We start from the raw sequence: 24882 nt of genomic DNA, 5'->3' as shown, positions 1-24882 counted from the left end.
GCTTTGTATCGTATTCCGTCAGTCATCAAATGATTGATTACGCGGCCTTTGATCCAACTTTTCATGTATCACAACCCCAAACACAAGCAAATCGGCGGGGTTCGACTCCGCCGTTTTTTTGATTGAGGCGTCAAACTGCCTGCTCAACTCAACCGGAACCGCGCCGTATTATCATTCAACGCCCGGCTGCCCTGGCTCAGCGTATCCGCTGCATGATTGACCGCTCGTGCACCCTCCAGCAAGCGTCCGGCAGCCTGATCGACCTGCTGGATATTGCTGCTGACTTCATCGGCAGTCGAGGCCTGTTCTTCTACGGCTGTCGATATCTGCGCCAACGTATCAGCGACGCTCTGCACGGCAGTGGCGATTTCTCCCAGACGAACGCCAAGCCCTGTTACCGATTGCGCATCGTTGACCGCCTGGCCGCAGGCAGCCTCCATCAAGTTCACGGCCTGGGTCACGGTCGAGCGCAAGCTGTCGACCGTTCCGGCGATCTGTGCGGTGGATGCCTGAGTACGCTGTGAAAGGCTGCGCACTTCGTCGGCGACCACGGCAAACCCGCGGCCTTGCTCGCCTGCCCGCGCGGCTTCGATGGCTGCGTTGAGTGCCAGCAGGTTGGTCTGCTCGGCGATGCCACGAATGGCGTCCACGACTGACTGGATCTGCTGGCCCTGCTCACTGACCCGCCCCAGTGCGGCGGCGGTTTCGGTCAGACGCTGGTTGAGCTGCTGGATGCTGTCAGTGGTGCGCAGGCTGTCCTCGCTGCTTTGCTCGGCAATACGGCGAGTATGTCGCGCGCTCTCCGAGGCCTGCTCGCAGCTTCTGGCAACGCCTTGGGAGGTGGCTGCCAGTTCGGTCGCGGCCGCTGCAATCTGGCTGATCTGCTGTTGCTGGTCTTCGACCTCGTTTAGCGTTCCGCTGGACTGGGCGGTCAGGATCAACACAGCGTCGCCGACGCGCACGGTCTCCTGATTGACACCCAGCAGGCTGGTACGCAATTGCACGACTGCAACGTTCAGCGCCCTACTGATGGATGCGAGTTCGTCACGCCCCTGCACCGGCACTTCCACGCACAGGTTGCCGTCACGCAGGGACTCGGCCAGCGTGGTGATGCCGCTGGCGCTGTTACGGATGGAGGATTGCAGACATGCGAACAGATACACCGCCATGGCCACGAGAATCCCGAAGACCACCGCCAGCGGGATGAACTCCATATTGGAAGATTCGTGGTAATAATCGAGCCGGCTATTGAGGGCTTCGAGCGAGTGTTTGCGCAGATCGGACGTGCTGGCGGTCAAGTTGTCGATGCTCTTCTCGAACTCCTGCGGCTTGAGCTTTATGCTCCCGCCAAAGACACCGTCATCAATCACTTTCAGCTCGCTTTCCAGCACTTGTTTGACTCCAGCATATTTGTCCGCCCAAGGCTGCAGTTGCTCAGGCAGCTTGGAGAGCAACAGGCCGGCTGCCTTGTTCATCTGTTCTTTCGAGTCATCGATTCGGCCACGCAGATCACGCATCTGCAAACGGCTTTGCAGGCTGAACTGGCCTGCAGCGACCGAGGTCTGGCCAACGCTGGACAAGCGACCGATGCGCTCAATCAAGTCAGGCACTTGCTGCGTGGAGAGCTGCATGAGCATGTAGGTTTCAAGCCACAGATCGAGGATCAAGCCGCTGTCCATTGCGATCTGTTCACGCAGAGCCTGGACCAGATTCAGTAAGGTCGAGAACCGATCATAGCCATCCGGCCACCAGCCCACGGTACGTAACGAGGCGGTATCCAGCCCAGTGACTGCGGCCTGCAATTCTTTGTAACGGGCCATCGTATCGGCAGGCGCGTTTTCCCGGGCCAGCGCCGCACTCACACCCTCCAGCGCCTTGGTGATGCGCGCAATGCCGGCATCAACACTGATCATCGCTTCCTTGGCGGCAGGTGTCGGTTCACGAAGAATATCGGCAGCTTTCCAGCGCGCCGCGTGATCACGCTGAGCAGACAGTTCGACGTTCAGGTCATCAAGTGCCAGCAATTGCCGTACACCGGACTGCTCGCCTGAAATCACGTCGAGCTTGTTGCGGTAGTCCTTGGTGATGAACCAGGCGCTGCCCACCAGCGGCAATATAAACAGCAGAAACAAGACCTGAAACTTGCGAGCAAAACCAAATCGCCCCATCAGGCGCATGCCCGGTGACAAAAGACTGTTCATGTCCTGCAACTCCCCGTGAACACCGGCCGTACCTGAACGAACAGAGGCGATGCCTTTTTATTTTCGAAATACAATGACAGCAAAATGCCATGTTCTTGTTTCATTGGCGATACATGTCGCCTCAGATTGAGGCGAAATACATGCCACTCATTCGCTTGCTCAGCAAATAGCGTTGTAATTGACGCATCAAACACACCCAAGCAAGAACCGGACCGCCCAATGAGCGGAAAAACGTTTTTACAGCAGCAAATTATTCACCGCCGAAGAATCCCTAAAAAAGTAGACTTGCAGACATTTGCTGATTAGCCATCCGCGATCTCGCCTTTATAAAGGAGGTCTCATGATCACGCCGCCTAAGCCCCCGCGCATCGTTGCGCAACCTTCCAGGCCTCAACTCAGCGCGGGCCAGAAAAAATTCAACACGCTGATGGAGAAGCTCGAAACCCGACGCAAGCTTCTGGAGCAATGGCTCTCGGTTTCAACTACGTGTGACCAACTGTGGGTCAACGAATTGCTGCCGATGATCAACGAACAATCCGAGAATGAGATAAACAAGCTACGCCTGCTCGACAACGCCCTCGATCAAGTCCGGCTGAGCAAGAAAGACCGCGCCACCCTGCTGGAAATCATCTGTGTCATGACAGTGTCGCTTCAGGGCGGGGACCACGACGACGAATTGAAGCGTCTGTATTTCAAATACACCGGCATCGATTTCGATGAGAACGAGCGTCTTGAAAACCAACGTTTCAAAGCTTCACTGGAAGCAGAGTTGGGGGTGGAACTGGGCGACGATGTCGACCTGAGCTCGGTAGAGGATGTCACTCGGCACGTTGCCGAGAAGATGAAAGAGCAAGCCGACCAGGAGCAAGGCGCCCAAAAGCCGAAAAAGCCCACAGCCAGCGAAATACGCCGCGAACAGGAAGCAGCAGAAGGCACCCAGTCATTGCGCGAAATCTACCGCAAGCTGGCCAGCGCGCTGCATCCGGACCGGGAGCAGGACAGTGAAGAGCGCGAGCGCAAGACTGCGCTGATGCAGCGGGTCAATGAGGCCTATGAAAATGAAAACCTGCTGGCGTTGCTGCAGATGCAAATGGAGATCGAGCAGATCGACCAGACGCACATCGACAGCATCTCCGAAAAACGCCTCAAGCACTTCAACCGGATCCTGAGTGAGCAACTGAGGGAGCTGGAGGACGAAATCCACGATCGCAAGATGATGATTCGCGAGCGATTCCTGATGGACCCCTACGAGGACATCAGGCCGAAGACCGTCAACGGCAAATGTGCGAAGCAGCTCAAGGCTATTCGTGAGCATCTCGATGAGTCACAGGATGAACTGCAGGAACTGGCCGACCCGAAAAACCTCAAGGCGTGGCTTAGGGCTCAGCGGGATATGGCAGAGCTGCTCGAAAGGGCTGAGGAATTCGATGACCTGGAGTTGCTGGATACCTTGTTCCGCTAAAGCCCGGAAAAACACACCATGCGCGAGGGCTGCCACCTAACCGGTTGATCGCACGCCATTATTTTTCACAACAACGCTTGACACATATGCGTTCTCCGAGAATAATGCGCGCCACTTGGCTACATAGCTCAGTTGGTTAGAGCATAGCATTCATAATGCTGGGGTCCGGGGTTCAAGTCCCTGTGTAGCCACCAAGTACCGGTCTGATGACTTTTCGAAGTCTGCAGACCAAACAAGAAGCCCGCCTAGTGCGGGCTTTCTTGTTTCTGGCTGTTCATCCTATCTCCCTTCATTTTTTCCAAGCCCACTGCGGCATATGCTGGCCCAGCACATGGCCAAAGCAAACTAGGAGCTGAAAGCGGGCATGGAAGTGCGTATACCCGCTATTCCAGCCGACGCCAGCAAAGTCTTGGGCATGTGCGAGGCATTGAACGGCTTCGATGACGCAGCGGCGCTGTCGAACGCACTCAAAGCGCGAGTTGCGAATACTACCGCACACCGCTCACCGCCTTTCTCATAGCGCTGTGTGAGCCCGACAAACGCCATGCGCGGTCCGCCATCCTGCGCCGCACGCTGGAAGGCTTTATCGCCCAATCGTTACCCGCGTCGGCCAGCGGACAAGCTCACCGTGCCGCCGCTAGCTTTGGCCTCGCCGCCGCTGCAGGTGGCAGCGGCTCACCTGCCCTTTCTTGGTATCGGACATTTGCGCAAAGAAGAAAAGGGCTAAAGCTGGGTGCCGGTTGAGTACCGAAACCCAGTTAACTCTGAGCGCTAAATAACGCCCCGCTTAATGAAAAGGCCACGGTATCCCTGTGGCCTTTTCATTTCCCTATCAGCCAGGGATTGGTTCTTTTCGAGTACCAATCTGTGAGCCGATCAGCGCTCTCTCGCAGGCAAGAAGGTCAGTAACATGGGCATAACTTTTCAGAAGTAGCCATTAATGAGGTGTGCCATGTCCAAGGTTGTCCACTTTCACCGTACTGGTGACGCTGATGTTCTGACTCTCGATGAAGTCGCTGTACCGGCGCCGAAAAACAGTGAGGTCCAGATCGACGTCAAAGCCATCGGCCTTAACCGTGCTGAAATCATGTACCGCACTGGGCAATACGTGATTGAGCCCCAGTTCCCGGCGAAGCTAGGCTATGAAGCGGCCGGGATTGTCCGCGCGGTTGGCAGTGAGGTCCGCGACGTTGTGCCTGGTGACATAGTCAGTGTCGTGCCGGCGTTCTCTTTCGCTGATTACGGCATGTATGGTGAGGTGGTCAATGCGCCTGCGCATGCTGTCGTCAAGCATCCGTCCAATCTCAGCTTCGTAGAGGCAGCGGCCAGCTGGATGATGTTTGTTACTGCGTACGGCGCCTTGATTGAGTATGGAAATCTGCAGACTGGTGAAACCGTGCTCATCCCGGCTGCGTCGAGCAGTGTCGGGCTGGCAGCGATCCAGATCGCCAATATGCAGGGAGCGATCCCGGTGGCCCTTACCCGCACAAGTGCCAAGCGTCAGGCATTGCTGGATGCGGGTGCAAAATATGTCATCGCCACCCAGGAAGAGGATCTGATTGCCGAGGTGGCAGCGATCACTGATGGCAAAGGTGCGCGTATCGTTTTCGACCCCGTTGGCGGCCCCGAGGCAACCAAGCTTATCAAGTCCATGGCCAATGCCGGGATCTTCTTTCAGTACGGTGCACTGGATCACCGCGATATTCCGGTTCCCGTCTTTGACATTCTTGGCAAGCATCTGACCGTGCGCGGCTACGAGCTATTCGAAATCACCATGGATATGCAAAAGCTAGCCAATGCCAAGGCGTTCGTCACCAAAGGCTTGGCGGGCGGTCAACTCAAGCCGGTCATCGATCAGGTCTTCCCGCTTACTGACATCGCGGCAGCACATCGCAGAATGGAGTCGAACGCGCAGATCGGCAAGATCGTCGTCGTGGTTGACTGAGTAACATACTTCGGCAGCCAGATTGGCTGCCGTACGCCATCGATGTTTACTCCCCACGCGGTGATGGTTTATTTTACTTTGTTGCCTAGGAGAGACAAGCATCACTTCGCTATCGTCCTCAGTGCAGAGTACGTGTGGCCCAACGCCCACTAAAATGGAGGCTGGCGATGAACCTGATTGAAGCCATGCAAATGTTCGTTGCAGTGGTTGACCAGGGCAGCTACACCAAAGCGGCTGAGGCGCTCAATGTGCATCGTCCGGCAGTCTCCAAGATCATCCAGAATCTAGAGCACGAACTGGGCGTGCAGCTTTTACACCGCACCACGCGCAGAGTGAACACCACACCCGCTGGCGACGAGTTCTACGAACGCAGCCTAAAATTACTCAGTGAACTAGCGGAAACACTGGAATTGTTTTCGCCGACTCGTGCGCCGCGAGGCAAGCTCAGGATCGACATGCAGACCGTACTCGGTCACGCGGTGATCATCCCTCGACTGCCCGAGTTCATGGAACGCTACCCTGGCCTGGAAATATCTTTGGGGGCCTCTGACAACCTGAACGACCTTATTGCGGACGGCATCGATTGTTCCGTGAGGCTCGGTGATCTGGATGATTCGAGCCTGATTGCCAAACGTATCGGCGAGGTAGCGTTGGTGACCTGCGCGGCTCCCGCCTACATAAAGAAACATGGCTTACCCGATACGCTGGATGATTTGCAGGCCCACTTGGCAGTCAATTTCATGGTTGAGCAGCGCCGCCAGATCATGCCCTGGCGCTTTAGGGCCAACGGTAAAACTATCAATGTGAAGATGCGCAGCGGCATTGTCGTCGACAACGCCGAGGCGTTGCTTTACTGCGCGTTGGCGGGGATCGGGATGGTGCAGGGACTACGACCGGCGTTGAAGCGATATATCGACAGCGGGCGTCTGATAGAGGTATTGCCGGATGTTTCAGTCGAGCCAAAGACCGTTTCCGTATTGTTTCCAGATCGACGTCATCTTTCACCCAATGTGCGGGTATTCGTCGAGTGGGTAAGTGCGCTATTTGAAGAGAAAAGGCGTTAGCACGCGGCCCGTTGGTATTAATTGAATAACAGTTCATGACTCGTTAATGGATTTATCCCTCCTCCGTCTACAAGTACCTTTCTCTCCACCCGAATATGGCGCCAATCGGTCAGGGTGCGGCTATCGCAGTACGCAAGCCTTTTAAGTGAGAGGAAGATAATGTCGGAGAAAAGAGTCCCCCTGTAGTGGTCAACTGATCCCGGACACGACGTTAAGTTTTTTCTCGTACTGAGCGGGTGCCAGTCCATTATTGAACTGGTGTGGCCGAACCCAGTTGTAGCGATGCATCAGATAATGACTGATATCCCGCTGTGCCTCTTGGGCCGTCATGTAGCCCACGGCGGGTATCCACTCGGTTTTCAAGCTGCGGAATACACGCTCCATCGGCGAGTTGTCGTAGCAATTACCTCGGCGACTCATGCTCTGGCGCATGCGGTATCGCCAAAGCCGCTGGCGAAACTGTCGGCTCCCATATTGGGAGCCCTGATCTGAGTGAAACAGCAGGCCCTGAGGCTTGCCGCGTTGCTCATAAGCCATGTCCAGCGCCTTGATGACCAAGTCCGTGTCCGGTTTGTTTGAAAACGCCCAGCCCACCACCCGACGCGCATAAAGATCCATAACCACCGCCAGGTAATGCCATTTTCCTTGCGCCCAGATGTAGGTGATGTCGCCACACCAAACCTGATTGGGCGCGGGTACATCGAACTGCCGATTCAAAATGTTCGGAATGTCAGGCCTCTCCACTGTTGCTTTTTTATAAGCATGAGAGCCAGGTTGCTTGCTGATTAATCCCAGTTCCCGCATCAGGCCACGTACCTTGAACCGGCCAATTTGCTCGCCATCTTCCTGCAATACCGAAACGATACTGCGGCTGCCAGCAGCGCTTCGACTTTGCCCGAACAGCTCATTGACTCGACTGAGTAAACGAACCCGCTCGGTGTCTGGAGCCCGACGCCGCTGGCAATGGTCGTAGTAGCACGAGCGAGGTGTCTCGAACATCTCGCACAGCAATTCGATCGGCTCATGGGCACCTAGCTGATCGATCAGCGCAAGCGCTCGTGTTCTTCCGACATCAAGAGCGCGGTAGCCTTTTTTAAAATGGATTTCTCCCGCTCAAGACGAGCGATGCGCGCTTCCAGCTCCTGAATTTTCTGCTGCTCGGGCGTCAGGGCTTTGCTCTGAGGCGTCACGCCATTGCGCTCCTGCTGGAGCTGGCTAACCCAGCGACGCAGCGCAGACTCGACCACTCCAAGCGAGCGAGAAGCTTCGACATGGCTATAACCTTGATCGAGCACGAGGCCTGCGGCCTCACGTTTGAATTCAGCGGAGAAGGTACGGCGTTGCTTGGTCATCAGACACCTCTATATCTGGCGATATTCTCGCCTAAATGAGTGTCCGGAATCATTAGACCACTACACCCCCGAACCCGCGCATCTTGAGTAGCCGACGTTTTCACAGCTTAGTGAACTGGTGAGCCCGGTGAACTCACCCAATCGGGTGGTGAACCCAGATGTTCATTCCTTCAGCTACTGATGTGCTGCTGTCAACCCGTCAACTGTCAACCAACGTCAACCGAGCAGCAGCTACCAAACCCACGCGGGTTTCATGCCCCGTGCTTTCGTGAAAACTACAGGGTCCCCAGCGCTCTTTGCAAAGGCTCTGGCCTGGGTATGGGATATGAGGGTATGTTCGTTGCCTTTCGATGCTCGTAGGGAAGCGAAATGTTCTGGAACAGAGATAAAACGATCAACGTGAAACTGATGACACCCGTGGCCCTTGAAGTCTCACACTCACCCAACCAACCACCCCCAGCTCCAAGCACGGCAACATCTCAGGACTCCAAAACCAATACGGATCTGGCGTTAAAGCTGGTGACTTTAGGTGCAGTCGCCTCGCAGACGGCCCTAGTGATTTACGGGTACTCACACATGGTGGGGTACTACGAACAATTCGGGATAAATACCAATGAGCTTGCGCTAAGCACGCCCACCCTGTTGTTGCAGGGGTACATAAACATACTGACAGGTGCTCTCAGGGCCTCGAATTCTTTTCCGATCATTGGCCCTGGCCTGATGGCATTGGCGTTCGTTCTCTTAGCTGCAGTTTTCGTTACGGTAATCACCAAGCGGCTAAAAGCGGAAGTGATTATCGGCTTGTCTACGTGGATCGGGATCTCGATGTTTGTAGCATTCTTCGCTCCAGCTATTGGCGTAAATAAGGGCATAGACGAAGGTCAAAAGGATTTCACCAAATTCACACATCTGAAAACACCACATGGATTGGAGAGCCTTCAAACAATCGTCACTGACAAACAGGTGAGGCTGACCGGCCATCTCATTCTGGCCGATAGCAAGAGCACCTTCCTGCTAGTCGATCAGACCGTGTTTAAAATCGACGACAAGTCCGGTCGGGTCGTTCGCCAGGCTGATCTGAAGGCTAGGGAGAAGGCTCTTGAGGAGCCCACCAAGGAAAGCCCAAAAAGCTGACAACGAACAGGCCCTTGTATGCCCACCTGTATGCCCAGATTTATGACCCAGTATAAAAACCAACAAATACAGAGGCTTAATCATCCAGTTCAAATGACTGTGTAGTACCGGTCTGATGACTTTTCGAAGTCTGCAGACCAAACAAGAAGCCCGCCTAGTGCGGGCTTTCTTGTTTCTGGCGTACAACTTCCTCTCTCACCTGCCTTTCGCTTAATCGCGTTGTCACTCTGAAGACCTGGTCTATGCTCGAAAATGTTGACTCATGAAGAGCCAGTATTTTCCAAAGGAGCAAAGCATGAAAAAACTCGTCCTCTCAATGACTGCCGCCCTCTTCCTGGCAGGCACTTTAGCGCCCGTTGCGTTTGCAGAAAGCGAGCTCGAAAAGGGTGTCCGCCACGATAATCGTGAGCTGGATAAAGGTGTTGATCATGACGCCAAGGAAGTGGACAAAGGCATGAAACACGATGCCGATGAGGTCGACAAGGGCGCGAAGCATGACGACAAAGAGCGTCACAAGGCTGATAAGCACATTGATAAAGAGGTTAAAAAGGATCTGTAGCGGCCAGCTTTTCTGATGGCGACTCAGCCAACCGCCCCATCGCTTCCACCTCAAACCCCGGACCACACTCACGTGGTCCGGTCTCGCTGACTGTAGTGGTCTAATGATTCTGCTCAAATCTTGAAGCTTTCCACCAACTGCTTCAAACGCCCGGCCTGCTGCGAAAGCGCAGCACAATCCTTGAGGGTTTCGTTCAGGTTGGCGACGCCCTGCTGGTTGAGGGTGTTGATCTGGTTGATGTCGATGTTGAGCGTTTCGACGACAGCAGTCTGTTCTTCGGTGGCGGCTGCCACAGACTGGTTCATGCCGTCGATCTCGCCGATGCGGCGGGTCACGTCACGCAGTCGACTGCCTGCCTGATTGGCGACTTCGACATTGTCCTGGCTCGATATCTGGCTTTCATTCATGTTTAGCACCGCGTGCTGAGAGCCGGTTTGCAGGCCGCCGATCATCTTGTGAATCTCGTCGGCAGATGTTTGCGTGCGATGGGCCAGGTTGCGTACTTCATCGGCCACGACGGCGAACCCACGTCCGGCTTCACCGGCGCGCGCTGCCTCGATGGCTGCGTTGAGGGCCAGCAGGTTGGTCTGTTGCGAAATGCCCTTGATGACATCAAGGATATGACCGATGTTGTCGGTGCTGGCATTGAGCTGTTCGATCTGCGTGCAGGACTCACTGATCTTGGTCGACAACTCGCTCATGGCGTGGATGGTTTTCTCCACCACCACCTGACCGTCTTCGGCTTGCGTGCGGGCTTCACTGGCCTGGATAGAGGCATCGGACGCATTGCGGGCGATTTCCTGAGTTGCAGCACCCAGTTCATTGATCGCGGCCGCGACGCTGTTGGTACGCGCGCTCTGCTCATCGAAACCGACGATCGAGGAATTGGAAGAGTTCACGACACGTTGCGACAGGTCATGCACCTGCAACGTGGCCGATGACACTTCAGCGATGGACGCGTGCACACGCTCCACAAACTGGTTGAACGAGCCGCCCAGTTCGGCAAACTCGTCCTTGCCCTGAATACTCAGACGACGGGTCAGGTCGCCCTCCCCTTGAGCAATATCCTGCATTGCACGGCCCATATCGGTCAGCGGGCGCATCAATGCACGAATCAGCAGGCTCAGCAGCAAGGCAATGACAGCCACGGCAATCAGCACCGCCACGATCGCCGAGCTGCGAAACTGGCTCAGGGGGGCATATGCCTTTTCCTTGTCGATCGACAGGCCGATGTACCAGTTGGCCGAAGGCAGCCCGGTGATCGGGGTGAACGACAGCAGCCTCTGCTGGCCGTTTAACGTGACCTCACGCAAGCGCGCGTCCAGGCTGAGGGTCTGCCCGGGATAGATATCCTTCAGGTTTTTCATGACCTGCTCTTTGTCGGGGCTGACGATGATCTGTCCATCACCATTGACCAGAAAAGCGTAGCCGATGCCACCGAACTCGACCGAGTTGATGATCTTGACCAGCGTATCAAGGCTCAGGTCGCCGCCCACCACACCGGACACCTGACCATCCGTCTTGACCGGGCTGGCGATCGTCACCACCAGGCCACCGACGGAAGCCAGGTAAGGCGCACTCAGAATGGTTTTGCCAGCATCGACCGTGGACTTGTACCAAGGCCGTTGACGAGGATCGTAGCCTGCCGGCATATCAACGTTTGGTCGCTGAGTGAACGCGCCTTTGCTATCACCCACGTAAGTGAACTGAAAAGTCGAGGCCAGCGAGGATTGAGACAGCAGGCCGCTGAGGTCTGAATTCACGCCCTGATAAGCCACGTTCTGGGTAAGGTTTTCCAGCACCAGGATGCGCCCGCCGAGCCAGTTCTGCACACTGCTGGCCGTCAGTTGCCCCGCCTGCCCTACCGAAGACTCAAGGTTCTGATTGATGGTAGTGCGCTGCAAGTAATCGTTGTAGAACGTGAACAAGGCAAATGCCAATACCACGACACAGGACGCAGCCAGAAGAATCTTCTGACGGAACTTCAAATTCATAATGAGGCATCTCAACAGGACAGAGGGAGGTTCAAATCGCAGCGCAACGTGTCTCACATGAGGGGCGTGTTCTCGGCAAAACAATAAGCCCAAAGAAGATAAGGTTTAACGGCCCGCGTACAGACATCGTTTACCTTTTACTGCAGGAAGGCAACGCTCTATTTCACGCTTTGCGGCAACTTTTTATCCCGATGTCCAAGGGCGCATGACCGGGTCGAACCAACGTCTGTCGGCTTTTTCAGACTTTCAGCTTTTTTTATTTCAGCTTGGCGGACGCCTGCCGATAGGGTCTGTATATCACACGCTACCCCTGTCCTGTATGCCATGCCATTCAGGGGGCAATTGCTTTAATGGCTGTTTCTGGAGAAATGGATGAGTAGCTGGTTTGCAAACATCAGTGTCAACATGAAGCTGGCCGTCGGGTTCGGTCTGGTACTTGTTTTTACTGCCATTATTGCGCTGACTGGCTGGACCAGCATGGGTGGACTGATTAACCGCAGCAACTGGATGAGCGACATCACTTCGCTCAATGCACAGTTGACCAAGCTGCGTGTTACCCGCCTGCAATACATGGTCGCCGACGGTGACGAGAAAGTTGCCGAGACTGTGCAGACTTCGCTGGAAAGTTTCAAGGCACAGCAGCAAAAACTGTTGGCCACGTTCAAGAGTCCCGAGAACGTGAAGATGCTTGAACAACTGTCTGCCGTCATCAACGACTATCAGACTTCCCTGAACAACATGCGCAGCGGTTACAAGGCCAGCAATGCGGCGCGTGATGAACTGACCACGCATGCCGTCAAAAGCCTCAACGTGTTCGAGCAGTTGCAGACTGAAGTCAAAAATATGGATCCAGCCGATGCCAACCGGTTCGAGCAATACCGGATCATCACCGACGCCAAGGACAACCTGAGGCTTGCCCGGTATGACGTGCGTGGCTATACCACCAATGTCACGCCAGAGAACGAGCAGGCAGCCTTTGCGAAACTGGATACCGCCATCAAGGATCTGGGCACTCTGAAAGCCACGTTTAACAGTGCTGAGGCCGATCAGCTCAGGCAGCTGGAAACCTCGCTTCTGGCGTACCGCGCTACCCTGCAGAATTTCAAAACCGCCAGCGCGCAGATTGCCCAGGCGCGCAAGGAAATGACCGTGCAGGGTCAGGACATCGTCAAGATCAGTGAAGACATGTACCGACTGCAACTGGATCGCCGCGATCAGGAAAGCGCGCAGGCTCGCACCACACAGATCGTCTGCACGCTGCTGGCCATGATCCTGGGCATCATTGCGGCGGTGATCATCACTCGACAGATTACTCGCCCGCTCAAGGAAACCCTGGCAGTGGTCGATCGCATCGCGTCCGGCGACCTTACCCAGACACTGGCGGTAACTCGCCGCGACGAGCTGGGTGTTCTGCAGCAAGGCATTCAGCGCATGGGCAGCACCTTGCGCGAGCTGATCGGCGGGATTCGCGACAGCGTGGTACAGATCGCCAGCGCTGCTGAAGAGCTCTCCGCAGTCACCGAGCAGACCAGTGCCGGCGTCAACAGCCAGAAAGTGGAAACCGATCAGGTGGCCACTGCCATGCACGAAATGTCCGCCACCGTTGCAGAAGTGGCCCGTAATGCCGAACAGGCCTCGCAGGCAGCGTCGAATGCCGACCGCGAAGCACGCGATGGCGACAAGGTCGTTGGTGAAGCGATCGCTCAGATCGAGCGTCTGGCAGCTGAAGTGGGTCGCTCCGCCGATGCCATGAACCACCTGGAGCAGGAAAGCGACAAGATCGGCAAGGTCATGGACGTGATCAAGGCTGTGGCCGAGCAAACCAACCTGCTTGCCCTCAACGCCGCCATTGAAGCAGCACGCGCCGGGGAAGCCGGACGTGGCTTTGCCGTGGTTGCCGACGAAGTCCGTGGCCTGGCTCAACGCACGCAGCAGTCCACGGTGGAAATCGAAACCCTGGTGGCTGCCCTGCAAAGCGGTACACGCCAAGTGTCCAGCATCATGCTCAACAGCCGCGAACTGACGGTCAGCAGCGTGCAGTTGAGTCGTCAGGCAGGTACATCGCTGGGCAGCATCACCCACACAGTTTCGAGCATTCAAGCCATGAACCAGCAGATCGCTGCAGCCGCCGAACAGCAAAGCGCTGTGGCTGAAGAGATCAGCCGCAGCATCGTCAACGTTCGCGATGTATCCGAGCAGACTGCGTCAGCCAGTGAAGAAACAGCGGCTTCCAGTGTCGAACTGGCTCGCCTCGGCGGCCAGTTGCAGACAATGGTCAGTCACTTCAGGATCTGATCTCTCGCAATAGCCATAACAACTCAGGAGCCCGGTTTTTACCGGGCTTTTTTGTGCGCCCAAGGTTCACGCGCAAGGATCGATAGCGCTTCTCAGGGCCTCATCAGGCGGCAAGACCAGCCTCAAGCCTGCTGCGGCTGCCCGTTGGACGCTGACAACCCGCCATCCACCGGCAGGTTTACGCCAGTTACGAAGCGCGCATCGTCGCTCGCCAGGAAGGCAATCACATCGCCAACGTCTTCCGCTTCGCCAGGTCGACCCAGCGGAATGCGCTCCATGAACTTGGCAATAAGCGCCTCATCGTCAAACATGTCTTCGGTCAGCTCACTGCGAGTCAGCGATGGGCATACAGCGTTTACCCGCACGCCATCAGCGCCATGATCCAAGGCCAGTGCCCGGGTAAAATTGGTGATCGCACCTTTAGCCGCGTTGTAGAAACTCATGCCCCAGTCACCGCCCATGCCGGATACCGATGACACGTTGACGATGTTGCCTTTGCTGGCAATCAACGCAGGCATGGCCGTGCGGGTGCAATAGAACACGCCGTCGAGGTCCACCGACATCAACTCTTTCCAGTCTTCTACTCCCAGCTCGGTAACTTTGCCGGATTTGACGACACCGGCATTGTTGACCAGAACGTCCAGGCGACCGAAGCGCTCAGCCACTTCCTTGAACAGCGCTTCCACATCCGTCAGGTCCGCCACGTCAGTAGCCCTGACCAAATGCCCTGCGCCGGCCAGTTGTGCAGCCACTTTGGCAAGCTTGTCCTGATTGCGGCCAACCAGTACCAGGCTCGCGCCTTCCTGTGCGAAACGCTTGGCGGTGGCCTCGCCTATCCCGGAACCTGCTCCAGTGACGACAACGACTTTTTGAGTAAAACGATTCATGCGGCAGCTCCAAAAAAACAATGGGGTTACCGGGTGGACCGTTGCGCCGCCCGCCCCGTTCACTCCTATTCAGTCACTTCAACATGAGCGTTTAAAATCAGGTGAATCGGTAAACCCGACTAACAGCTCGTTGACAAACACAGGCTGCGCTGCAAATATCCTTCAAGTTGTACGACAACCTATAACGCCAACAATAAAAACAAGACTGGGCCACCTATATGACAACGCTTGCCTGCATACCCGCTCCAGGGATTATTGAATTTTCGTCGGACGTCTCCGCGTCGCGCTGCCTGACCCCCTTCCAGATTCTCGGTATTCGCTGAAGCACGGCGAACGTCCTCGATCGCCTGTCGGTCGGGGCCATGCCTGGCAACAGGCATCACGTAATCCTCGAAGGTGTCGGTCGCAGTTGCACGTGGCCAGAAAAGAGGACGGTTTCAATAAAAAAAGGGAGCACAACAATAATGACAACTCACTCTACCCGTTCGCGCATTTTGCTGGGTGTTGGCGGCATGACGCTGATTTTCCCGATGCTGGGCATGGCTGAAGGCTTCGTCGACGATACCAAAGCGACGCTGACGCTGCGTAACGCTTACTTCAATCGTAACTTCACCAATCCGGCGTTCCCCAACAGTGCTGCGCCGCAGAACAAAGCTGAAGAATGGACGCAGAGTTTCATTCTCGATGCCAAGTCCGGCTTTACTCAGGGCGTGGTCGGTTTCGGGGTCGATGTGCTGGGCCTGTACTCGCTCAAACTTGATGGCGGCAAAGGGACCGGCGGCACTCAGTTGCTGCCTATTCACAGCGACGGGCGCCCGGCTGATGATTTCGGACGTCTTGGCGTGGCAGGCAAGGCGCGGGTTTCCAAGACCGAATTGAAGGTCGGCGAGTGGATGCCGGTGCTGCCGATTTTGCGCTCCGATGACGGTCGTTCATTGCCACAGACCTTTCAGGGCGGTCAGGTGACGTCCAAAGAGATAGACGGCCTGACGCTGTACGGCGGGCAGTTTCGCGGTAACAGCCCGCGCAATGACGCCAGCATGGAAGACATGTCGATGAACGGACGAGGCGCGTTCACGTCCGACCGCTTCAATTTCGGCGGCGGCGAGTATGTCTTCAATGAAAAGCGTACTCAGGTAGGCGTCTGGTATTCGGAGTTGCAGGACATTTACCAGCAGCAGTTCTTCAACCTGTTGCACAGCCAGCCCATCGGCGACTGGACCCTGGGCGCAAACCTGGGGTTCTTCACCGGCAAGGAAGACGGCAACAAACTGGCGGGTGATCTGGACAACAAGACCACCTACGCACTGCTCTCGGCCCGCTACGGCGGCAGCACGTTTTATGTCGGCCTGCAAAAGCTTACTGGTGATACGGCGTGGATGCGCGTCAACGGCACCAGCGGCGGCACACTGGCCAACGACAGCTACAACGCCAGCTACGACAACGCCAAAGAGAAGTCCTGGCAGCTGCGCCATGACTACAACTTCGCGGTGCTCGGGGTGCCCGGCATGACGATGATGAACCGCTACATCAGCGGCGATAACGTACACACCGGCACGATCACTGATGGCAAGGAATGGGGACGCGAGTCTGAACTGGCTTATACGGTGCAGAGCGGCGCGCTCAAGAACCTGAACGTCAAATGGCGCAACTCAAGCATGCGTCGCGATTTCAGTGCCAACGAATTCGATGAGAACCGTGTGTTCGTCAGCTACCCGATTTCGTTGCTCTGAAGCAGAAGGCGAAGCCTGGCGTTCACTGCAGGCTTTGCCTTTGTAACTACCTGTGTCGGCCCGGAATATTACGGCCCGATTTATACGTTGGCCGCGTTGACAAGCAGCGCGGGCGATGTCGATAATCCGGCAAGTCATACGACAACAGATGACAAAAATAACAAATCAGGACTTTCTCATGGCATCGGCTCATACCACTCCAACTCCCTTCAATCGCCTCCTGCTGACCGGCGCGGCAGGCGGCCTGGGCAAGGTATTGCGCGAAACACTGCGCCCTTACGCTCAGGTGCTGCGCCTCTCCGACATTGCCGAGATGGCACCGGCGGTCGACGACCGAGAAGAGGTTCAGGTTTGCGATCTGGCCGACAAGAACGCGGTACACCAACTGGTCGAAGGTGTGGATGCGATTCTCCATTTTGGCGGCGTATCGGTCGAGCGACCGTTCGAGGAAATCCTTGGTGCCAACATCTGTGGCGTCTTCCACATTTACGAGGCCGCACGCTGCCATGGCGTGAAGCGGGTGATCTTTGCCAGTTCCAACCATGTGATCGGTTTCTACAAGCAGGACGAAACCATCGATGCGCACTCGCCTCGTCGCCCGGACAGCTATTACGGCCTGTCCAAGTCCTACGGCGAAGACATGGCCAGTTTCTACTTTGATCGCTACGGCATCGAGACTGTCAGCATCCGCATCGGCTCATCGTTTGCCGAACCGCAAAACCGTCGAATGATGAGCACCTGGCTGAGCTTCGGCGACCTGACACAACTCATCGAGCGCTCCCTGTATGCGCCGAAAGTAGGCCATACAGTGGTCTATGGCGTGTCGGACAACAAGACCGTGTGGTGGGACAACAGTCTTGCCAGCAGCCTGGGATACGTCCCCAAAGACAGCTCGGAACAATTTCGCGCCAAGGTTGAAGCGCAGCCGCTGCCGACAGCCGATGACCCGGCGATGGTCTATCAGGGCGGCGCTTTTGTAGCATCGGGCCCGTTCGGCGACTGAACATCAGTCTCTCTCTTTCAGAACCCTGGAGACAAGAATCGTCATGGATGCCGAGCTGATAGTCGATGCACAGAACGCCACGGGCGAAAGCCCGGTCTGGAGCGTGCATGACCAGGCGCTTTACTGGGTAGATATCCCGGCAGGCCGTCTGCATTGCTGGAGTCATGCAACTGGCAGCACACGCAGTTGGGACGCTCCGCAGATGCTCGCCTGCATCGCAGCAGACAGCCGCGGTGGCTGGATTGCGGGGATGGAAAGCGGGATTTTTCACCTGCAACCCTGCGACGACGGCAGCCTGATCAGCACGCTGCTGGCCAGCGTCGAACACGCGCAGGCCGGCATGCGCTTCAATGATGGCCGCTGTGACCGACAGGGCCGTTTCTGGGCCGGCACCATGCTGATGGACATGTCCGCTGGCGCAGTGGTCGGCGCGATGTATCGCTACTGCGCCGATCAGAAAACGCTGGACGCACAGCTGAAGGACTTCATCGTTCCCAACGGCCTGGCGTTTAGCCCGGACGGCAAGACCATGTACCTGTCCGATTCGCACCCCAGCGTGCAGAAAATCTGGGCGTTCGACTACGACCCAGACAACGGCACCCCGCTTAACCGTCGCCTGTTCGTGGACATGAACCTTCATCCGGGCCGTCCCGACGGCGCTGCGATGGACACCGATGGCTGCTACTGGATCTGCGGCAATGATGCCGGCCTGATCCACCGTTTTACGCCCGACGGCAAGCTCGACCGCTCGCTGGCCGTGCCGGTGAAAAAACCGGCCATGTGTGCCTTTGGCGGCCCCGGCCTGGATACTCTGTTCGTCACCTCCATTCGCCCGGGCGGCGATATCGGCGACCAGCCACTCGCCGGTGGCGTGTTCGCGTTGCGACCTGGCGTCAAAGGCCTGGAGGAACCCGTATTTCAGGGCTGATTGCGCCTGCTGAAAACCTTATAGCTCGACCAAAAATAACAATATTGGAGATATCCATGGATTTCAAACGCAAGCTTCTCATCGCCGCACTCCCGTTGGTCTTTTGTGTGGCCTGCACGCCCAAGGAAGACATCAAAATCAAGTTCGCCGAGGTCCACCCCGCAGGCTACGCGCCGGTCGTGGCCGAGCAAAACATGGGTAAAAAGCTCGAAGAGCAATCCAAAGGTGAAATCAGCTTCAAGATGTACGCTGGCGGCGTGCTCGGCTCCGAGAAGGAAGTGGTCGAGCAGGTCCAGAGTGGCGCTGTGCAGATGACCCGCGTCAGCCTTGGCATCGTCGGCCCGGTGGTGCCGGACGTCAACGTTTTCAACCTGCCGTTCGTATTCCGTGATCAGGCACACATGCGCACGATCATCGACGGTGAGATTGGCCAGGAAATTCTCGACAAGATCACCAACTCGCAATTCAACATGGTCGCTCTGGCCTGGATGGATGGCGGCACCCGCAACCTGTACACCAAGAAACCGGTACGGCAGATTTCAGACCTCAAAGGCATGAAAATACGCGTTCAGGGCAACCCGGTGTTCATCGAAACCATCAACGACATGGGCGGCAACGGCATCGCCATGGCCACCGGCGAAATCTTCAGCGCGCTGCAGACCGGCGTCATTGACGGCGCAGAAAACAACCCGCCCACCTACTTTCAGCACAACCATTACCAGAACGCCAAATTCTTTACGATTACCGAGCATTTGATTCTGCCCGAGCCCATCGTGATGGCGAAAACCACTTGGGAAAAGCTCAACCCGGAGCAGCAGGCGCTGGTGAAAAAGCTCGCGCGTGAAGCACAAATGGAAGAGCGCGTGCTGTGGGACAAGTCTTCAGCCGACGCGGAAACCAAGCTCAAGGCCGCAGGTGTGGAGTTCATCACGCTGACGCCTGAGCAGAAAAAAGCCTTCTACAACGCCACCCAGCCGGTACGCGACAAGTTCGGCGCGCCTTACAAGGCCTTGATCGAGCGTATCAATGCGGTACAGACCAACCCGGCGCTAGCGGCGACCAGTACCCCAACGGCCCAATAAGCCTGTCCGATTACGCTGCGGGGACGAGCACAAGCTCGTTCGCCGCCGCAGTGGTGAGCCCAATGAAAAATACGCTTTTGCGCATCAACGACACGGTTTATCGGGTCTGTATCGGCATTGCGGGTCTGTCGGTGCTGATCATGACCCTGATCATTCCCTGGGGAATCTTTGCCCGCTATATCCTCGGCAGCGGTTCCAGCTGGCCGGAACCCACGGCCATTCTGCTGATGGTGGTGTTTACCTTCTTCGGCGCAGCAGCCAGCTACCGCGCCGGGGCGCACATGGCGGTGTCGATGGCGGTGGACCGCATGCCGCAGCAGGTACGCCGTATCGCCGCAATGGTGGTGCAGGTTCTGATGGCGATTGTGGCGCTGTTCATGATCGTCAAGGGCTTCAAGCTGTGCGCCACCACCTGGAATCAGTTTATCGGCGAGTTGCCGTTTCTGCGCGTCGGGATCTCTTATCTGCCAATTCCCCTTGGCGGCATCGTGACCCTGATTTTCGTGCTGGAACGGCTGTTTCTGGGCGACCAGAGTCATCGCGCGGTGATGCGCTTCGACGTCATTGAAGAAAGCGAAGGTGCCGCATAAATGGACGCTTTTATACTGTTAGGCAGCTTCATCGCACTGATCCTGATAGGTATGCCGGTCGCTTACGCGCTGGGCCTTTCTGCCTTGATCGGCGCCTGGTGGATCGACATTCCGGCAGACGCCTTGATGATCCAGATTGCCGGTGGCGTGAACAAGTTCTCGCTACTGGCGATTCCGTTTTTCGTGCTGGCCGGTGCAATCATGGCCGAAGGCGGCATGTCCCGGCGGCTGGTCGCGTTTGCGGCGGTGCTGGTGGGTTTCGTGCGCGGCGGCCTGTCGCTGGTCAATATTGTTGCTTCGACCTTCTTCGGCGCAATCTCCGGTTCGTCAGTCGCCGACACCGCGTCGGTGGGCTCGGTATTGATCCCGGAAATGGAACGTAACGGTTACCCACGCGATTTCTCCACGGCAGTAACCGTCAGCGGCTCGGTTCAGGCCCTGCTGACGCCTCCCAGCCACAACTCAGTGCTTTACTCGCTGGCCGCGGGCGGCACTGTATCGATCGCGTCGCTGTTCATGGCCGGAATTTTGCCGGGGCTGTTGCTCAGCGCAGTGATGATGGGCTTGTGCATGATCTTCGCGCGCAAGCGCAACTACCCCAAAGGCGAAGTGATACCGCTGCGTCAGGCGTTAAAAATTGCCGGTGAAGCGCTCTGGGGCATGATGGCCATGGTCATTATTCTCGGTGGCATCCTGTCGGGTATTTTCACCGCCACCGAGTCGGCTGCGATTGCCGTGCTGTGGTCGTTCTTCGTCACCATGTTCATCTACCGCGACTACAAATGGCGCGATCTGCCCAAACTGATGCACCGGGCCGCCCGTACCATTTCCATCGTGATGATCCTGATCGGTTTCGCTGCCAGCTTTGGTTACATCCTGACGCTGATGGAGATCCCGATGAAGATAACTACCGCGTTCCTGACCCTGTCGGACAACCGCTACGTGATCCTGATGTGCATCAACGTCATGTTGCTGTTGCTGGGCACCGTCATGGACATGGCGCCGCTGATCCTGATCCTGACCCCGATTCTGTTGCCGGTCATCGTCGGCGTCGGCATCGACCCAGTGCACTTCGGTATGATCATGCTGGTCAATCTGGGGATAGGTCTCATCACACCGCCGGTCGGCGCAGTGCTGTTCGTCGGTGCTGCGGTGGGCAAAGTCACTATCGAAGCCACGGTAAAAGCACTGGTACCCTTCTACATCGCGTTGTTCATGGTGCTGATGCTGGTCACTTACGTTCCGGCCATTTCACTGTGGCTGCCGAGCGTCGTGCTTTAAGTCTGTCGTGGTAACGCTGCCGGGGCCTGGAAACGGGTTCCGGCAGGCGATCCGGTTTTTCCAGCCAAGGAGGCTGGTTGCGTATGTCCGCTCCTGCCCTGTTCCCCCGCCACATCGCTGTGATGATTCTGGCGCTGCTGGCCTGCTCGTTTGCCGGCAACCATATCGCGGCGCGTATCGCCTTCGGTCATGACACCGGGCTGCTGCTGGCCATCCTCTGTCGTTCCGGCGTGACCCTGCTGGTGTTGGTCAGCCTGGTGCTGTGGCAACGTGAAAAACCCCGCCTTGCCGCCAGCACATGGCGCTGGCAACTGTTGCTCGGGCTGCTTATCGCAACCCAGAGTTTCTGTATTTATTCAGCGGTGGCGCGCATTCCGGTGGCTCTGGCGCTGTTGGTGGTCAATGTCTCGCCGATCCTGCTGGCCCTGCTGAGCTGGGCGCTGGGCGGAGCCAGGCCGACGCGGCGTGCCGCAGCCCTGATGGGACTGATCCTGTTTGGCCTGACCCTGGCGCTGGACGTGCCACAACGACTGTCTAACTCCGGCAGCAGCGAACCACAGTGGCTGGAGGGCATCGCTTATGCATTCACTGCCGCGGTGGTGTTCGCCTTTGCGCTGTGGATTACCGACAACAAACTGGCCAGCATGCGCGGTACAGTGCGCAGCATGTTGACCATGGCGGTGGTCTTCGTCGCGGCGGCGGTAGCGGGTGCCAGCGGCCTGCTGCCCGGCGGCGTGGATCTGCCGGCAAGCCGTGTCGGCTGGACTGCGCTGGCCAGTCTGGTGCTGCTGTACGGGCTGGGCTTTTCGCTGCTGTTCATCTGTATGGCGCGCCTGGACATCAGCCGCAATGCGCCGGTAATGAACATCGAACCGGTGGCCAGCCTGCTGTTCGGCTGGCTGATTCTGGACCAGTTGCTCAGCAGCGGTCAGGTCATTGGCGGGTTGATTGTGGTCAGCGGGATTGTTCTGCTGACCTGGCGGCGCACGCCTTCGCCTGTTCCTCACACATCCAGCAAGGTCCTGCCTCATGCCCGTGAACGTTCTGATCCTTGAAGATGGCCTGACCCGTCTGAGCGTCGCCCCTGAAATAGGCGCCAGTATCGTCAACTGGACCGCTCTGGCCAGCGGCCATCCACTGCTGCGCCCCAGCAGCGAGTACGCACTGGCTGCCGGCACGCCCCGTCGGCTAGCCTGCTACCCGCTGGCTCCCTGGTCGAACCGGATCGGCAACAGCGGTTTCGACACGCCGGATGGCTGGCTGACGCTGGCGCCCAACAGTGCAAACGACCCGCTGCCCATTCATGGCAGCGCCTGGCAACAAGCCTGGACGGTCGTCGAGCAGACCCAGCAGAGTATCTGCCTGCAACTCGACAGTCAGACACCGTTCGCCTACCGCGCCGAACTGCGCTACACCCTGCGCGGTGGCAAACTGAGCATCGAGCTGACCACTACGCACCAGGACAGCCGCGCCGCCTGGCACGGTCTGGGCTTGCACCCTTACCTGCCACGTACGCCTCGCACACGCTTGCAGGTGAAGGCAGCGCAGGTCTGGCTGTGCGACCCCGCAGGCTTGCCCACCGAGTTGCAGGACCTGCCCGCCGAATGGGACTTCCGGCACGGCAACACCCTGCCCGCCACGCGCCTCGACAATGGCTTCACCGGCTGGGAGGGTCACAGCCTCATCAGCCAGCCAGACCTGGGCTACGAGCTGCACGTTGAGGCCACCGGCAGCGAATACTTTCTGGTGTTCTGCCCGCCGGGGCTGGATTTCTTCTGTTTCGAGCCGGTCAGCCACCCGGTCAATGCTCATCATTTGCCCGGCCATCCGGGTTTGAAGCTGCTGCGGCAGGGGGAGTCGATGACGCTTGGGGTCAGCCTGAGCTATATGGCTCTGACACAGAACGCTTGATCACATTTCTTGAAGAAGTCTGCCGGCCCGCTCATCGCATGCTGTGATCCATCCTCTCTGCATCTTCGTAACCTCTTTGACCGCGAACCAAAACCATACATTGGTGATCAGAAGGTGGATCATGCGCATAACTGCCCGTCTCAGGACCTTCTGTCACTTGTCCAACCCGCACAGCGACTCGACGACAACCCGACTTTGGATTGATGAAGTCGCCGCAGTGGCCCGGCAACGGGACCGCGATAGCTTCCTGCGCATCTACGATCACTTCGCGCCGCGCTTGTTGCGCTACCTGACGGGGTTGAATGTGCCCGAAGGGCAGGCTGAGGAGGTGGTACAGGAGGTGCTGCTCAAGCTGTGGAACAAGGCTGATTCCTTTGACCCGGCCAAAGCGAGCCTGGGCACCTGGCTGTTTCGCATCGCGCGCAATCTGTACATCGACAGCGTGCGCAAGGACCGCGGCTGGGTGCAGGTGCAGGACTCGCTGGAACAACTCGAGCGTCTGGAGGCACCGGTAGACAGAACGCTCGATTACAGCCAGCGTCAGGAGCACAACCTGAACATCGCTATTCAGAACCTCCCCGCTGATCAAGCCAAGGTGCTGCGCATGTCCTATTTCGAAGCGCTCAGCCATCGAGAAATTTCCGAACGCCTCGACATGCCGCTGGGCACGGTGAAGTCCTGCTTGCGCCTGGCGTTTCAGAAGCTGCGTTCAGGGATGGAGGAATCATGATGGGCCCATCGCATCATCCGGATGAAGCCACGCTGGTCAGCTATGCGTCGGGGGCGCTGTCGCAGGTCCTTACGCTGGTCACCGCCGCGCACCTGGAGCGTTGCCCCGAGTGCAGGGCACGGCTACGGCAGGCAGAGCAGATCGGTGGTGTATTGATGCAACAACAGGCAAACACGGTCATCTCGCTCAAGAGCCGTTCGGCGATGCTGGCCCGCCTGGATGAACAGACTGCACATTCTGCGCCCCCTATAAACTCGATACCCGCAGCCAATCAGGACCCGGACCTGCTGCCGACCTGTATGCAGGCGTATTTCGGGCGCCATCTGAGCACGCTGAAATGGAAGACGCTGATCCCCGGCGTGCAGCGTGTGCGCGCCGAAGGTATAGAGCACGGCAACCTGATGCTGCTGAAAATCGCTCCGGGCGTCAGCATGCCGGTTCACAGCCATGAAAGCGGCGAAATAACCATGGTCCTCAAAGGCGCATATCACGATGTGCTGGGTGAGTTCGGGCCGGGTGATGTGGCCGATCTTGACAGCCACATCCAGCATCAGCCAATTGCCTACCCGGATCGGGAGTGCATCTGCGTGCTGGCTGCGGATTCAAAACTGCGTTTTCACGGATGGCTGGCGAGGATGATGCAGCCGTTCTTCGGGATTTGAGGTGAAACTTGCGAGCAGTCGAAATCGAATGCTCGCATCCCGTCATACAGAACGACACGTTGCGTTTCT

At 57.2% G+C, this 24882-nt stretch carries 20 protein-coding genes, 1 tRNA gene and 3 pseudogenes; 19 read left to right on the top strand and 5 right to left on the bottom strand.

What is annotated here, in order from left to right; translation table 11 throughout:
* Positions 1–143: 143 nt before the first annotated feature.
* Positions 144–1169, bottom strand: a complete 1026-nt coding sequence (locus I9H09_RS27085; protein WP_371906479.1) for a methyl-accepting chemotaxis protein — start codon at positions 1167–1169, stop codon at positions 144–146.
* Positions 1170–2541: 1372 nt separating this feature from the next.
* On the opposite strand from I9H09_RS27085, the gene I9H09_RS04415 reads away from it, so the two are divergent.
* The 5 genes and pseudogenes from I9H09_RS04415 to I9H09_RS04395 all read left to right on the top strand — a co-directional run bounded on the left by I9H09_RS04415 (position 2542) and on the right by I9H09_RS04395 (position 6672).
* Positions 2542–3663 carry a J domain-containing protein gene (locus tag I9H09_RS04415; protein WP_122347656.1) on the top strand — a complete coding sequence of 374 codons (1122 nt, stop codon included), beginning with the start codon at positions 2542–2544 and terminating at the stop codon, positions 3661–3663.
* Between the two features lie 117 nt (positions 3664–3780).
* A tRNA-Met gene (locus I9H09_RS04410) sits at positions 3781–3857 on the top strand.
* 125 nt (positions 3858–3982) lie between these two features.
* Positions 3983–4329 (top strand): annotated as a pseudogene (locus I9H09_RS04405) (hypothetical protein); the annotation flags it as partial.
* A gap of 286 nt (positions 4330–4615) precedes the next feature.
* Entirely contained in the window at positions 4616–5608 is a 993-nt protein-coding gene (locus tag I9H09_RS04400; protein ID WP_122347658.1) for a zinc-dependent alcohol dehydrogenase family protein, read from the top strand.
* 167 nt (positions 5609–5775) lie between these two features.
* Positions 5776–6672, top strand: coding sequence for a LysR family transcriptional regulator (locus tag I9H09_RS04395; protein WP_053931880.1), 897 nt, complete (start codon positions 5776–5778; stop codon positions 6670–6672).
* 189 nt (positions 6673–6861) lie between these two features.
* Here I9H09_RS04395 and I9H09_RS04390 read toward each other — a convergent pair.
* Positions 6862–8024, bottom strand: a protein-coding gene (locus tag I9H09_RS04390; protein WP_122346372.1) for an IS3 family transposase whose coding sequence is annotated in 2 segments (ribosomal slippage) — positions 6862–7769 and positions 7769–8024 — 1164 coding nt in all. Because the reading frame shifts where the segments join, the coding sequence is not laid out codon by codon here.
* Positions 8025–8393: 369 nt separating this feature from the next.
* Between I9H09_RS04390 and I9H09_RS04385 the strand changes: the two genes are divergently transcribed.
* On the top strand, positions 8394–9158 hold the full coding sequence (locus I9H09_RS04385) for a hypothetical protein (RefSeq protein WP_005891064.1): 765 nt from the start codon (positions 8394–8396) through the stop codon (positions 9156–9158).
* Between the two features lie 295 nt (positions 9159–9453).
* Entirely contained in the window at positions 9454–9717 is a 264-nt protein-coding gene (locus I9H09_RS04380) for a hypothetical protein (protein WP_005887007.1), read from the top strand.
* A gap of 113 nt (positions 9718–9830) precedes the next feature.
* Here the strand turns inward: I9H09_RS04380 and I9H09_RS27080 are convergent, their stop codons facing one another.
* Together I9H09_RS27080 and I9H09_RS27075 are read right to left on the bottom strand one after the other, a co-directional pair.
* Positions 9831–10616, bottom strand: coding sequence for a methyl-accepting chemotaxis protein (locus tag I9H09_RS27080; RefSeq protein WP_413469779.1), 786 nt, complete (start codon positions 10614–10616; stop codon positions 9831–9833).
* A gap of 120 nt (positions 10617–10736) precedes the next feature.
* A pseudogene (locus I9H09_RS27075) lies at positions 10737–11711 on the bottom strand (cache domain-containing protein); the annotation flags it as partial.
* 372 nt (positions 11712–12083) lie between these two features.
* Here I9H09_RS27075 and I9H09_RS27070 point away from each other — a divergent pair.
* Positions 12084–13103: pseudogene (locus I9H09_RS27070) on the top strand (methyl-accepting chemotaxis protein); the annotation flags it as partial.
* 39 nt (positions 13104–13142) lie between these two features.
* Complete coding sequence (locus I9H09_RS27065) at positions 13143–14006, top strand: methyl-accepting chemotaxis protein (protein WP_371906476.1); 864 nt, start codon at positions 13143–13145, stop codon at positions 14004–14006.
* A 122-nt stretch (positions 14007–14128) separates the two neighbouring features.
* Here the strand turns inward: I9H09_RS27065 and budC are convergent, their stop codons facing one another.
* Complete coding sequence (gene budC / locus I9H09_RS04365) at positions 14129–14893, bottom strand: meso-2,3-butanediol dehydrogenase (protein WP_005891056.1); 765 nt, start codon at positions 14891–14893, stop codon at positions 14129–14131.
* Between the two features lie 464 nt (positions 14894–15357).
* Here budC and I9H09_RS04360 point away from each other — a divergent pair, with 464 nt between their 5' ends.
* From I9H09_RS04360 to I9H09_RS04315, 10 genes are all read left to right on the top strand, one after another.
* Positions 15358–16626 (top strand): OprD family porin, encoded by a 1269-nt coding sequence (locus tag I9H09_RS04360; RefSeq protein WP_024669627.1) that lies wholly within the window; start codon positions 15358–15360, stop codon positions 16624–16626.
* Between the two features lie 178 nt (positions 16627–16804).
* Entirely contained in the window at positions 16805–17629 is an 825-nt protein-coding gene (locus I9H09_RS04355) for an NAD-dependent epimerase/dehydratase family protein (protein ID WP_122347660.1), read from the top strand.
* Positions 17630–17672: 43 nt separating this feature from the next.
* Positions 17673–18557: a glucurono-1,5-lactonase gene (locus I9H09_RS04350; RefSeq protein WP_122347661.1), complete on the top strand. Its 885-nt coding sequence runs from the start codon at positions 17673–17675 to the stop codon at positions 18555–18557.
* A 56-nt stretch (positions 18558–18613) separates the two neighbouring features.
* A complete protein-coding gene (locus tag I9H09_RS04345) occupies positions 18614–19639 on the top strand; it encodes a TRAP transporter substrate-binding protein (protein WP_054998013.1) in 1026 nt (341 codons plus the stop codon).
* A gap of 62 nt (positions 19640–19701) precedes the next feature.
* Complete coding sequence (locus tag I9H09_RS04340; RefSeq protein ID WP_005891042.1) at positions 19702–20229, top strand: TRAP transporter small permease; 528 nt, start codon at positions 19702–19704, stop codon at positions 20227–20229.
* Complete coding sequence (locus I9H09_RS04335; RefSeq protein ID WP_005891039.1) at positions 20230–21510, top strand: TRAP transporter large permease; 1281 nt, start codon at positions 20230–20232, stop codon at positions 21508–21510.
* Between the two features lie 83 nt (positions 21511–21593).
* Positions 21594–22565, top strand: a complete 972-nt coding sequence (locus I9H09_RS04330; protein ID WP_122347662.1) for an EamA family transporter — start codon at positions 21594–21596, stop codon at positions 22563–22565.
* A complete protein-coding gene (locus I9H09_RS04325) occupies positions 22540–23421 on the top strand; it encodes an aldose 1-epimerase (RefSeq protein ID WP_024669624.1) in 882 nt (293 codons plus the stop codon). The genes I9H09_RS04330 and I9H09_RS04325 overlap by 26 nt, the downstream gene beginning before the upstream one ends.
* A 217-nt stretch (positions 23422–23638) precedes the next feature.
* Positions 23639–24151, top strand: coding sequence for a sigma-70 family RNA polymerase sigma factor (locus I9H09_RS04320; RefSeq protein WP_024669623.1), 513 nt, complete (start codon positions 23639–23641; stop codon positions 24149–24151).
* Positions 24151–24813, top strand: coding sequence for a ChrR family anti-sigma-E factor (locus I9H09_RS04315; RefSeq protein WP_024669622.1), 663 nt, complete (start codon positions 24151–24153; stop codon positions 24811–24813). Before I9H09_RS04320 ends, I9H09_RS04315 begins: the two co-directional genes overlap by 1 nt.
* The last annotated feature ends 69 nt before the right edge of the window (positions 24814–24882 follow it).

Source organism: Pseudomonas tremae (assembly GCF_023278125.1).
GTDB classification, from domain to species: domain Bacteria; phylum Pseudomonadota; class Gammaproteobacteria; order Pseudomonadales; family Pseudomonadaceae; genus Aquipseudomonas; species Aquipseudomonas tremae.
The sequence above is the reverse complement of the archived record's forward strand: the minus strand, read 5'-3'. Positions and strand labels throughout refer to the sequence as shown.